The sequence below is a fragment of the Pseudomonas sp. PA-6-3C genome (genome assembly GCF_021605825.1).
GTDB lineage: Bacteria > Pseudomonadota > Gammaproteobacteria > Pseudomonadales > Pseudomonadaceae > Aquipseudomonas > Aquipseudomonas edaphica.
Genome location: NZ_WKDV01000009.1, coordinates 120337 through 132927, shown reverse-complemented (window position 1 = coordinate 132927; position 12591 = coordinate 120337). Strand labels below are relative to the sequence as shown.

At 53.3% G+C, this 12591-nt stretch carries 10 protein-coding genes and 1 pseudogene; 4 read left to right on the top strand and 7 right to left on the bottom strand.

The window, feature by feature from the left end:
• Positions 1-265: 265 nt before the first annotated feature.
• From GIW48_RS08845 to GIW48_RS08835, 3 genes are read right to left on the bottom strand one after another with little or no spacing between them, the layout of a single operon-like run.
• A complete protein-coding gene (locus tag GIW48_RS08845; RefSeq protein ID WP_115984101.1) occupies positions 266-1171 on the bottom strand; it encodes a bacteriophage abortive infection AbiH family protein in 906 nt (301 codons plus the stop codon).
• Between the two features lie 37 nt (positions 1172-1208).
• Positions 1209-1844, bottom strand: a complete 636-nt coding sequence (locus GIW48_RS08840) for a restriction endonuclease (protein WP_236460236.1) — start codon at positions 1842-1844, stop codon at positions 1209-1211.
• Positions 1845-1846: 2 nt separating this feature from the next.
• The gene (locus GIW48_RS08835) at positions 1847-2830 is read right to left on the bottom strand and encodes a nucleotide-binding protein (protein WP_236460237.1); all 984 of its coding nucleotides are present in this window, start codon (positions 2828-2830) and stop codon (positions 1847-1849) included.
• Positions 2831-3090: 260 nt separating this feature from the next.
• Here GIW48_RS08835 and GIW48_RS08830 point away from each other — a divergent pair, with 260 nt between their 5' ends.
• The gene (locus tag GIW48_RS08830; protein ID WP_115984098.1) at positions 3091-4050 is read left to right on the top strand and encodes a hypothetical protein; all 960 of its coding nucleotides are present in this window, start codon (positions 3091-3093) and stop codon (positions 4048-4050) included.
• Between the two features lie 75 nt (positions 4051-4125).
• Here the strand turns inward: GIW48_RS08830 and GIW48_RS29860 are convergent.
• Positions 4126-4299, bottom strand: a pseudogene (locus tag GIW48_RS29860) (DUF7740 domain-containing protein); the annotation flags it as partial.
• A gap of 399 nt (positions 4300-4698) precedes the next feature.
• Here GIW48_RS29860 and GIW48_RS08825 point away from each other — a divergent pair.
• A complete protein-coding gene (locus GIW48_RS08825; protein ID WP_236460238.1) occupies positions 4699-5652 on the top strand; it encodes a hypothetical protein in 954 nt (317 codons plus the stop codon).
• A gap of 5 nt (positions 5653-5657) precedes the next feature.
• On the opposite strand, the gene GIW48_RS08820 is transcribed toward GIW48_RS08825, so the two are convergent.
• Genes GIW48_RS08820 through GIW48_RS08810 form a run of 3 tightly spaced genes read right to left on the bottom strand, consistent with a single transcriptional unit; the run spans position 5658 to position 9211 of the window.
• Entirely contained in the window at positions 5658-6689 is a 1032-nt protein-coding gene (locus GIW48_RS08820; RefSeq protein ID WP_236460239.1) for an AAA family ATPase, read from the bottom strand.
• Positions 6674-8239, bottom strand: coding sequence for an ATP-dependent nuclease (locus GIW48_RS08815; protein ID WP_115984096.1), 1566 nt, complete (start codon positions 8237-8239; stop codon positions 6674-6676). Before GIW48_RS08815 ends, GIW48_RS08820 begins: the two co-directional genes overlap by 16 nt.
• A gap of 42 nt (positions 8240-8281) precedes the next feature.
• Positions 8282-9211 (bottom strand): hypothetical protein, encoded by a 930-nt coding sequence (locus tag GIW48_RS08810; protein ID WP_115984095.1) that lies wholly within the window; start codon positions 9209-9211, stop codon positions 8282-8284.
• A 446-nt stretch (positions 9212-9657) separates the two neighbouring features.
• Between GIW48_RS08810 and GIW48_RS29745 the strand changes: the two genes are divergently transcribed.
• Positions 9658-11715 (top strand): AAA family ATPase, encoded by a 2058-nt coding sequence (locus GIW48_RS29745; protein WP_236460240.1) that lies wholly within the window; start codon positions 9658-9660, stop codon positions 11713-11715.
• Positions 11708-12529: a hypothetical protein gene (locus tag GIW48_RS08800; RefSeq protein ID WP_115984093.1), complete on the top strand. Its 822-nt coding sequence runs from the start codon at positions 11708-11710 to the stop codon at positions 12527-12529. Before GIW48_RS29745 ends, GIW48_RS08800 begins: the two co-directional genes overlap by 8 nt.
• Positions 12530-12591 lie beyond the last annotated feature (62 nt).

The following is a 12591-nucleotide window of genomic DNA, read 5'->3' as shown; positions in this document are numbered from 1 at the left end:
TAGCTCCAGCCATGCAGGTAGGGCTCTTGTCACCAAGATTTCCCTGATCGTTAAGGAGTTTGAGGTGGTTGGAGGCAGCTAACTTAGTGGAGCTGGTTGTAGCCACCCATTATCTGAAGCGTAGTGAAAGCTTGGCGCGCCGGGATGAGATGCGTGACCAGGTTCGTTCGTGGGCCGTTGATATTTAAACTTGGAAACGGTGGCTGTTGCAGCTGATGGGCTCTCATGCCTGAGCAAGCTCCCTCGAACGCCCACGCTGCCAGTCCTACAGCTGATCCCATGTTTTGAAACCAATACGGTTGTTGTACAAGGCCAGTCTCGATACGTTTTCCTTGAGCTCTCTCTGGCCGTCGTCATAGGGTGGGAGAACAAATGTCCAATGAGGAGGGCGGTCACCAAACGTTTGGAGCAGGCTCGAAAAATAGGCGTCATCCACTTCTGACATTGAGTGCCCGAGCACAATCACCTTTTCGATATCACCAAGACTCTCGAAAAAGCCCGCATTTTCCCGAATGATTTTTTTGCTGGGCTTGAAGGTACTGCTGAAATAATCGTCTAGTGTCGAATATGCTTCTAGCAGTCGGTGGTCGGCTGATTCAGGATCAACGCCGTCGTGGAGTGATGGGCGATTTTCATCATCCCATGCGTGCCCCAAGACAATGTCCGAATCTGGATCTGCGGCCTCACCATGGATGTGCAGAATGTTCTCTGGGGGCACGTTGTAGAGGTGGGTCAGGGTGCTGGTGTAATTGAAGGTAAGAAATGTTGCATCGATCTCAAGGTTTACAAGCATACCCAAAACCTCAGTTCTGTTTGGCGTCGGGATAGATCTGACCCAATCCGCGAACTGATGCCGCAACGTATGCGAGAGCCCCGTGGCTATCCGATCCACCTCCAGCTGGAAGTCATGGTGGCCGGAATCGCTCCAGTCGTCAGACGAATACGAACCCAGAAAGCATTCCATGTCCGAGACGACGTTATCGGTGTCCAGGTCAGCAAGGGCCTTTTCTAGATTCGCCCAATTCCCTTCGGCTGGAACGTAGCTCTCCACCCAGTCGTACGTTTCATCATCAGCCTTCGCCAGATACTTTTTGAAATCTGAATAGCCGGTGGGCATGCCGTGGTGCAGGTCGAATCCGTTGCCGATTATGTAGAGAGTCTTGGAATTCATGGAGGCCTCCTTGGCTTGTGGGCAGCATGCAGCGGGTTCAATTGAGAATCTTGAGGAATGGCTGCTTGTTGATGATCGCAGCCTGGGACTTTGTCTTCAAAAAGTCCACGAGATCACCTTGGCGCTGCAGGAGCATTACAATTTCCTCCAGCGAGCACAGGAGCATCGTTCTTTGATTCAGAAACTCCGCGCATTGCGTTATGGCGGGCAGGGTAAATCCGCTACTGGAGATGAAGGTTCCCGAAGCATCTGCACGGCCCATCACTCTCACCATGTGGGGTGCCAAGTCCTGCACACCCACAGGGTCTTTCAGCCATTTCATTTCTACTACATGGATCCTGCCACCGAAACTGATCACTCCGTCGATCTGCTCCAGCACCGTGGAACCCTCTAGCGGCGTTCGAACAAAGTTTTCTCTGATCTGAATGCCATAAGCTCTAAACAGGTCATTGAGGACGTTTTCGAGGAGCTTCCCACGTTCCTTCGGTGTGTCGTCCATGGCGAACAACCCGAAGAGTCGGGATTTGATGTCATCGATTTCTTTGCGCCTTTTGGTGGCCTGGAGTTGCTCATCGCGATGGCGAGCTTGAACCTGTTCCCGCTCCGCATCTCGCTCATTTTTCATGCGGGTGAAGGCATCCTTCGCATTGACGGCTTCAGTTACCTGAGTCATCACTACCCACCCTGTGCCAGATCCAGCAGTTCACTCAAAGGTGCGCTCTTTACGCTCTGCATGACATCGAAGCTGTCCATGATTTCACCACCAAGCAATTCGAGCAGGTGCTCAAACAGTTTGAAGTGGTGGTGCTTTTGATCGAGATTCTGCCAGTCGCTCAACACGTCTTGAGGGAGCACAGCACTCGCTGAAACCGATTGAGGTATGAAGAAGGGGCAAAACAGGTCTGAGGTAACGTCAAAACCGTCCGTGCTCGCCGTGGTGGCGAAATCCATGCTCATAAAGCTTGGGCGATGCAAAAGCTGTACTGGTGCCTGGAGTATGTCGCTGTCGAGGAAACCCTTAAGTGACCAGTTATCCAAGCTGCTGGTGAACTCGCCAGGCACTAGGTAGATGTCGGGCTGAAACCGGCCCAGGAACCCTGCAGGATGCACTTTGAGCCGATCATCTGGGTTTTCTGGGGAGAGGAATGAATCGCGGGCGATACCGTTGCTCACGTCCACGACCACAACCTCGCCTGCAGATGGCGTGTAGGCCAGGATCTCTTCAGGAGTGAGTTCCGGGCAGTTGATTCGGAGCGCTTCCAAGCGGTTTCTAACCTGTCGGGCGGCTTGCACGGATTGAGGGTAATCCGCATAGAGGTAGGTGCTTTTTAACCGCAAAGACTTCGCAATGGCGGCAAGATTCCTGGACACTGTGGTCTTGCCAACACCACCTTTCATGTTTGCCACCGCGATGACCAACCCCTCATTAGGAAGTCGCACCCTGGCGTCATCTTGAGTCATCAGTTTCGAGCGTACCAACTCTGCAATCCACCCCATCAAGAAGGGGTCAACCGGCCTCGTCCCGTTGAGCCAGCGGCTGATCGTTTCCGGCGCCGTGCGCTTACCGTCTTCCCGCAGTGCGCTGACCTTCTCGGCCAGCGCAACGCCGCTGAGATCCAAATATTTCATGGCTCGCTTGAGCAACACAGCATTCATCATAAAATTGATTCTTGGTCATTAATTATGGTTTGTTTAATGACTGTAGATCAATATCTGATGAGCGCCAGGCGCCTGAGTGTTCTACCACGTCGATTCGGCGTGGGTGCGCACTGGGCTGCCATTCTCACAGCGTGAAATGATTCAATCGGGACAGCTTGAAATCCATCAAAACGCCATCATGTATCAACAGCGGTACACATGGAGGTTTCGCTCACTGGGGTACTACGCACGCGGACAACTCTTCTAGCAGAGTCATGGATATGAAAAAACAGAAGTTCACTATGCAAATTGCAAACACACCCGAAAATCAGGAAATGATAGAGCTCATACGGCAATGGAGTAACATTATTCCGACCCTGCATTTCTTGGATCTCTGCACGATTAGTCATATCAAGACTTCGCTAGAGCGAGATCCCAATGAAGCGTCATCCGAGCCTCGCACATTGACTTGGCTGAGGGAAAATGATTTGCCGCATAATGGTTTTTCGTATCTTCCGGCGCTTATGGAGAAGGCCAGTGATACAAAAAGCAACTTCGATACAGAGGGGTTGATTGACGAGGCTGTGCGTGACTTGACAGCCTTGAATAAATTCTTCCAGAACGCCCGAGTTGTGGAAGACATTACCTTGGCCTCGAAGTATGTTTCTGATTTGAAAGGCATACATCCAGAGCAATTGGGCCCACAATATCACGAGTTTTTAGACTACGTTAATGGGTTGCAGCTTTTCAATACTATCGCCCCGGCCAAGAGGCTCAAGGTCGCTGAGGCTATCTGTGAAAAAGCTGCAAGTCTTGGCATCTATAAGGGACACCCCTTGGTTCTCGCTTCTGTTGCGTGCATCTACGGCTGCGTGGCTGCGAAGAAGGTGCTTAAGTTCAAAAAAGATCCCGGAGAGTTTAGCTCAAGCAACGCGCTGGGTGATGTGCAGGTTATTCAGCGGGTTGGAAAACTCACTCATTTGATAGAGCAGGATCAGCAGAGTTTTGCTCGAACCGCTTTTGTAACCGACGACAAGCATTTGCAAGATTTTTATGATTTCTTCTTTATCAATGATGTGGAGTCAGTTGAGGATGAAGACACCACTTCAACAAAATATGAGATGACGATAAAAGCCGATAAGCTTTTCCCGGATCTTTTTGAGCAGAATGGCGAGCCTAAAGGCGATGCTGAGAATGTTGAGATCTTGAAGCTATACGTACTGTTCGGTATGCCAAATTGACCGAAAAGGGGAGCTCAATGGGCTGAGAAGTCTGTCCTGCGAGCTTCCTATTTCGTGCTTGATCTGATCAACACGGATCAAATCCTTTGGCCGGGGGCTGCTGATCAAGTCGTAAATGATGTTCCGTTTGCTTCGTGGAAGCTTTTTAACGACGTTCTTACCGGCGCGACGGATCGCCTCGTCCGTGCCATGAATCTGGTCGGCAATTATCAAAATCAGAATTGCATCGGAGAGAGTCTTGCGGGGCATAGGTGCTGTGTAAACATCCGAACCTTTTGACGGGGTAGGGGCCATATTATGCCCCATTGCCTCTAGCACCGGCGTATGGTTGACGGTCAGGCCATGGTGGGCCAGATCGTGGCGTTCAGTGCTAGGGCTCACTTACACTCCCCTTTCAGGCCGCTAGGGAAATACCCGAGCAGTCGACTGGGCGATGCTAGCCTCCAGCTATCTCCCAGGGCCTCGGCCTGGGGTGGCCCTCGTCGATAGATGATCTACCAAACCAGTAAGCTATTAACTCCGGTTGAAGCAGGGGGAAGGCCATGGCGGCGTATACCAATGGCATGGGTATCACTGCGGTTATCCTTGGCTTAGTTCACAGCGACGGTTGTCGAATCCTGGGTGGGTAGGTTCGTTGGAGCTTCACGAATGAGCATGATGCAGAACGCTGTCACATCCATTCAGCTTGGCGTGGAGGATTTCCATAGCGACGATCCGAGGCGGGTGCTCTCGGCAATTCGCAACCTCTACGCGGGCTTGTTGCTGCTATTCAAATGTAAGCTTCAGCAACTCAGCCCACCTGGGTCGGATGAGGTTTTGTTGAAAACGGATATCAGCCCTGTCATCGACGCTGAGACCCAGGCCGTGATCTGGAAGGGCAAGAAGACCGTTGACTACATGGAGATCCAAAATCGGCTTACATCGCTCGGCATTGCGGGGGTTGAGTGGAAGCTGCTTGAAAATCTTCAGAAAATCCGGAATTCAACTGAGCACTATTACAGCCTGGTCTCGCACTCCCAGATGCAGGAGGCCATCGCTAATTCGTTGCAGCTCATCATCCAGTTCTGCCAGCCCCACTTGGGCGAAGACCCTGCGAAGCTGTTGGGGCGGTCATGCTGGCAATCCCTGGTAGAGGTCGAGCAGGTCTACGCTCGACAATACGAAGCGTGCTTAAAGTCGTTGGAGCAAGTTGACTGGGTTTTCCCCGAGCTTGCCGAAGCTATTGACGAAGTTCGCTGTCCCCAGTGCGACTCTCAGCTGGTTCGGGTCGGCGATCCGACGCTCGACCCTGAGAGCTTAGAATTCGACTGCATGGTGTGTCTGGAATCCAGCAGCTACGAAGCGGTTATGGTGCCTGCCCTAGCGGAGTCGCTAGCTGGTATCAATTATGTGAACGTAAAAGATGGTGGGGATGCGTGCAGCGAAACGTGCCACGAGTGCGGTAACGACACCTTTCTCGTGGAGCATGGGCAATGTGCAATCTGCTTTGCTGAACTGGACTACACGGAATGCGCTGTGTGCAGCAGTAGCCTAGGCGTCTATGACCAAGATTCTGGCGGCCTATGTAGCTACCACCACCATCTTGCCCACAAAGACGACTAAGCCGGCTACCGGGCCTTCTTGAACGGTTTGAACAGCTTGTCGGGAACGATGTAGAGGTCGCCATTTGCGCGCGAGCAAGCCACGTACAGCTTGTTTCGAGTCTGTGGATTGGCTTCGTGTAAGTTGCCATTCTGGTATCGTTTCCAGGTGTCAGCGCCCAACACGACACACACGTGCCCGAAGTTATCCATGCCTTTGCTCGCTCCCCAGTTCAGCGAGTGGCAATCGTATTTATCGTGTTCCTTCAAGAAGAGCTTCACGACGTTTGGATCGGCGTGAAGGGTCGCGGCTTGTCCGGGTTCTCCGACCGTAATGATCTCACTGACCCGCTCCTGCTGCGCGCCCATGGTGATCTGAAGCTGCGCACTGATGAATTCGCAGACGGTTGTTGAGCACCGCCAGCTGTGCCCCAGCGTGGTTTTGTCCACCTTGATTCCGGCGTCACGGAATCGTTTCTCGTACTTGGTGATGTCGTCATGCAGCGATTTATTAACCGAGCCGTCCCGGCTGGTGTCGTAAGTATGCTGATAGAAGTCACCAACAAAGGTCATATTGGCCTTTGCTTTCGAGATATCCAGCAGTAGGTTGAAGTCGTGGCCGGCGAAATCCTGCACCTCGTCGACGTAGACACAGTCATAGAAACGCTCGACCCGCGCGCGTATCGCCGGTATGCATTTTCTCATCTCCAGTAATTTAGCCAAGCGGTTGTAGTAGAGCCTTCGACTGCCATCCCTAAAGCGCGCCATATCGCTGAGCGGCGTCCGGGGGTTGGTTGGCAGTCGGAAGTTCATGCCCTGGGTATTCAGCTCTAATTGCAGCAGTGGCCGGTAACAAAAACCGTGCAAAAAGGAGAAGTACGTCATGACGGTGATGTTGGGCGGAATCGTCCCGAATTTTTGGATGATGCGGTGTCGAAGGTGGCGATAGTTGTTCTCGGTATAGGTGACGATCAGGGCGCGCTGGTCAAGGCTCAGGCGATCAATCACCAGGCTGGTTTTCCCGGATCCGGCTACCGCGAAAATCACGCTCTTATCCACTGGATCGCCTCCTGAATGTAGGCTGGTGCGACAAGTTCTTCTGGTTTCTTCGTAAGGAGCTCGAACGCCACATCCGCCTTGTTTTTAAGCATGTAATCCTGAACCGTCAGGGTCTTGCGCGCTCCCCCGAATAGGTCGTCACAGATTTTTTGGTTGTCGAGATAAAGACCGATCTCGAACGTAGAGCGCTCATTGTTCCCGTCAGCGAAAATCCGGGCACCGCCGTACAGGCAAGCCTTGTAGTTCTCGACGCAATTTTGCTGATGGTCATGGTCGTTGTCCCGGATTGCCGCGACTCTGATCCCAAGGAGCTTGCCGAGCTCAAGATAGCGTTTGAAGCTGGTACCACCGATCGAGATGATGTGGACGTTGTCTGACTGCGGAGTGGTTCCCGCGTGCTTGTTGTAGAAGTGTTCCAGAAGGATGAATTCGGCATCCCCCTCGACCAAAATGACCCTGTTCGACAACGCGAACTCAAGCACATTGTTGTCCGGGGCCTTCATGAAGAATTCGGCAGTGGATTCCGTCAGATCCTTGAGTCGGCCTGCCTTTTGTTCGGTTCCCAGGAGTAGGGCTCGACGAAGATCAAGTCGTGAGCAGATGTGACTACTGTGGGTGGCGATGAAGAGTTGGGTTCCCTGGGTGCGGGTCAGGCGCTCTACCAGGCGCTTCATGTTTGTGTGGCTCAGATGGTTCTCGGGCTCTTCGAGCAACAAGGCGTGTAGGCCACCTCTGGCATCATGCTTCTGCAGCGCAAAATTGGTTTTGATGAAACATTGCTCGCCCTTTCCACGGTTTTCGATTGGGATCCCTTCCTTGGTGATCACCAGGTCAGTTTCCAAATTCGAACGCACGCTGGTTCGCAATGCAAACTGGTACTCGCCCAGCTTGGCATTCAGCTCCTTGAGACTGTCTCTTTGGAAGCCTTCCTTGCCCTGACGGTATTGGTTTTCGAGCCGATGGCGGTCTGGCACCTGGGTGTGAAAGCCGAACACCGTTCGTGTGTACTCCCGCGCGGCGTACTCGGTGTCGATTCGAGAGCTGTCGATGAGTAGGTGCTTCACAGGCCTTCGATAACTGACGTGGGGTGCCCCGGAAAAAGTGGAGAACTGCACCGCGTAGTATTCGTATGGAAAGCTCTCTTTGTTATTTCGAAGCAGTTCAAGAATGGTTCCGCCGAAATCCTCCACCAAGGGAACGATGGCCATGCGCAGGCCATCGCTGTCTGCCCCCGTCGAGTTCTGGCGTCCGTACAGGCCTTGGTCATCACCCGCCTCAAGAAAAATGTCCACTATCACCTCTGGCAGCAAATCGAGGCGGGCTGGGCCTGCCAGGAATTTCCTCACTGCAGATTGGTTCAGTAGCGCTTCGTAGCCAATGGTTTCGACCCGGCTGCGACTCGCACTTAATGCGAGGTCAAGGGCCAGTAGGACGCTACTCTTGCCCGTTTCATTGTCCCCAATCAATACGTTGGTGCCGGCATCAAACTGAAGAGTCAGATCGCCAAAGCTTTTGAAATTGTGCAGCACGAGTTTGGTGATGGCCGGCATGAGCGTTTCCTGTTTGACCTTAGGCAGGGGGGTAAGCGTTCATCAGTCGATTTTGGAGACCTGGGCTTTCAGAACCAAGGTCGACGTCAATCTGCGTTTAGTGAGGGTTTTGAAGCGTCCCTCCCTAGGGGCTTTCTCGGGTGCGGTTGTGGAGTGTTTCCACATTCCCAGAACTACGACCTCATCGTCCTTTTCAATGCCTTTGAGCCACGATGGATCCCTGGCCCAAATGCTCACCTCCAGGCCAATGCCATTTTCTGCATCATCCGGATCGACTCGGAACTTGTTCATCTGCAGGTTGATAACGTTCTTGGTTTTGTCACCCCTGATTTCAGTCCTGACGCTGCTCACCGCACCTTGAATCGCGACGGGGTGTTGAGCGGCGTTGTGCGACACTGCGTAATACGCTTCCGCGTGGCGTTCCGGCTCGAAATAGAACTGATTCCAGGCGACCTTCACGTTGCCCTCAAACACCAGCTCCAGATGCTGTTCGATGTCCTGGTCTCTGTCACAGAGCGCGCGGAGCTTCAGGGCTCGCTTGGCGGAATTGATGTACGCGGGAAGAAGATTTGGGTTGTGGGTGTAAGTTCGACCCGCTGTCGCCCGAGTGCCCCCATCATCCTCGAAATTACGACCACCTTTCTCCAGGGCTTCTTTGATCATGACCAGGCGCATCCGGTAACGATTGTGCTGGATGCTCTCGATCAGGTCTTCGGAGGTGCTGGCAATCTCGTTAATTTCCTCGTCCACACCGAATCGACAATTCGCGGCATGAGCACCTTTGGGATAGAGGCGAAAGTAGCCCTGGACGAAAACAGACTTGTCATACATTTCCCGGGTGTACGGTGGGTTGTGAGCGACTGGCGTTCCGCATTTGCATTGAAGAGGTTCTGCACCTGTGCCCTTGGTGTATGTGCCTGCTTCCCATCTATCGCCATTCTGGTCGAAGGCGTGATCCATTTTGATGCCCATACTCACTCCTCATGTCAAAGCCGGATCCGATCCAATCCCATCTCATATTGAGCCTGCAGCCACGGTCACCCTGCTGGCGACTGCGTGGTATCCGATACTGTTGCGCTCCTGATCTCGCGGATAGCTCTAGCGTCCGGGCGTCCAGTTGTCTGGCTATAGGCCATCAGTTTACTGATCGAGGGCTAGCCTGCAAGCATGGGGTCTCCTCATTCGGAGTCGCTGTCCATCCCCGCAACACTTGGTCTGCTGACATCAAAACGGGGGCGCGTTCGGGCATGTTTTCGACTGATTAGTTTTTTGGTAACACCTGCCTCGCATCGCACTGCGGCCCCGCCCAGTCGTTTCTACTTATACCGGCTCTGTGGCATGACTCGATCGGTGCGGCGTATGATTTCGCCGCCTCCCCCAACAACCTGAAGCGGGGAGCGACTGCCAAGGATGTCATCGTGACCCCTATTTTTCGCCCTGAATGCCCTGACTATCTTCTTCCATATCTTGCAAATGGCCCGCATGAACTGGGGCAGCGTTGGGAGCTTGAAGGGTATGACGGCAGCCGTCCGGACGATGTTACGAGAAAGTTCAGACGCAGATTGATGGAGGACTTAGTTCAGGTTTTTGGGCCGATCTGCTGTTATTGTGAGAGCTATGCTCATCCTGGGAGTGGCGTGATGGAGCGTCACCGGCCTCGAAGAGGCGTACGCGGAGAGAATCCCTATCTGCACCTTCATTCGGATTGGCGAAACATTTATTGGGCATGCCCGGTCTGCGATCGGTATAAGGGAAATCGGTTTCCCCAGATGGGCTCGCCGCTGCCCGAGCGTCCCTATTTGGAAACAGTTGAGTTCGAGGAACCCGGGTTATTGGATCCTTGTCGAGACAATCCAGACGAGCATCTAGAATTCTATGAAACGGGTGAGGTGTCTCCACTTAGCGTTCGTGGTGACATCACCATCAAGCTCCTTGATCTAAACCGGCGGCAATTGATCCAGACTCGATTCGAGCAAGTACAGCTACTGCAGAGCACGGGCAGGATACATTCAGTCGACGAGCATCCAGCACACAGGGCGGTATGGCGCCAGCTTGGAGAGGCGGGGAGACATCAAGCTCGTTCCTATGGCTTTCCCGGTGAGGTTCCAAGGCGCCAACAGGATTTCGATCGCCACAAGGAAGAGTCGCCTGTTGAGATAATCGACACTGAATCCAAGAAAGGAATGGAGGCCTACCTTGCAAAAGCGCAATACGTGACGCGGCTGGAGATCAAGAATTATGGGCCTATCCATCATCTGGATCTCAATCTAGAAGTGCAAGAGGGGTCGAATGCACCTTGCTATGCTTTGCTCGGTGAGAATGGTGTAGGTAAGAGCACCGTACTCAAAGCGCTAGCTTTGACGCTATCGGGTGAGGCGTACTCGAAAGCCCTTCGCCGCACGAGCAACCAATTACTGGCGACCGGAGCGCATGAGGGCTCAGTTGTTGTAACTTTGGTAGGCGGTGATCAGGTCTCGATGCGTTTCAAACGCAACAAAAAAATTGAGTTTAGCAACGAGCACTCTCGTTCACTCGTCGTGGCGTATGGCGCCACTCGGCTTTTGGCGACTGCGCGCCATAAATCAAAGCCCGGAAAGGATCACGCGAAGATCGACAACTTGTTCGACCCCTTCTTACCAATCAACGATCCTACCGAGTGGTTAAAGCATTTGGGTCGCGATCGTCTGGACGAGGTCAACGATGTCCTTCGTAAGTTGATGCCCAAGGATCACCAGGTACAAGTCACGGTATCCGACGATGGTGCTATGCACCTCAACGTAGGTGGTGTCGATGGGCGTCAGCTTGGTGAGCTCAGCGATGGGTATCAGTGCATGATCGGCATGGCAGTAGACATCATGCATGTGCTATCGCAGTCAGGGGCTGCGCTTGATTCGTCAGAGGGAATCGTACTGATCGATGAACTCGGCAACCACTTCCACCCTGCTTGGCGCCTCCAGTGCCTGCCAGCACTACGCGAAGCCTTCCCCGGAGCTCAGATCATTTACAGCACCCATGACCCTCTTTGCCTCCGTGGCTTGAAGGAGGGCGAGGTAGCGGTGCTGCGTCGAGACAGGCTCAATCATATCTACGCGCTGGAAAATCTGCCTAGTGTCGCCAATTTCAGAGTTGATCAGCTCCTTACCTCCGAGCATTTCGGACTGCGGAGCACGGTCGATCCGGAGCTCGAAACCAAGATAGAGGCTTACGAAGAGCTCTTAAGTAAACCAGTGAGATCATACGAAGAAGAGCAAGCGCTTGCTGACTTGGTGGCTGACCTCACTGACACCCGTTATCTAGGCGGCAGTCGCCGTGAGCGAATGGCCTTGCAGATGCTCGACACAACAGGTGCACTGGACATACCGGTAAATGCAGCGGCGAATGTAAAACAATTCACCGATTCGACGGTGTCGAAGCTCAAATTTCTCATGCAGCAGGTCACGCCGCTGGCGGATGGGGCGGGGACAAACAATGATTAAGATCAAGCGCCCAAGGGATAGCGCACCAGCAGACTTGATACTCAGGGGGCGTGCTGAGCTGAGGAAAAACTTAGCGCTCGAACCCAAGAAGCGGGTTTTCAAAGAGTATGGCTCAACGGCGGTCAGAGAAAAGCTGGCAGAGCTATTCGGTCGCAAATGCATGTTCTGCGAGTCGCTGCTGGCAGGAACGCAGTCCGGTGATGTGGAGCATTACAGGCCAAAAGGTAAGGTGGTCGTCACCGTCAAAACGGCGAAAGTTGCAGCAGAGGTAATCCCTGGATATTTCTGGTTGGGAGCTAAATGGCCGAACCTGTTGTTGTCATGTTCAGATTGCAATCGACCCAGAACACAGGATGATTTTGATGGCAATGCTCGGGTAATCGGTAAGGCCAACTTTTTCCCGTTGGTCGACGAGACCAAGCGAGCAAAAGGGACATGGCGGGTTCGCCAGGAGGAACCACTGCTGCTTAATCCCTGCATTGATGATCCCGCAGAGCACCTAGTGTTCCTGGAGGACGGGCGTGTGGAGGCGCGCGTGATTGACGGTGTGCCAAGCGCAAAAGGTACGGCCAGCATCTACTACCTGGGACTGGCTCGCGCGGAGCTACTTCAGATGCGCGCACGCCATGGTCGGATGGTTCGTGCTGCAATTCGTCACACGATAAGTGCCTTGAAGGAAGGCCGTGATCCTGGCGCCGATTTGGAAGACCTCGAAGCGTTCTTGATGCCTAAGGAACCATACGTCGCGTTCAGTCGCGTACTGATCTACAAGTACATGAGAGAACATCTCGCAGCGCTGGGTTTGTCGGTTTGAGTCGGCGCGGCGTCGCTGATTGGTCGTTGCCGCCACTGACCATTGGCTAGTGCTTTGAGTTG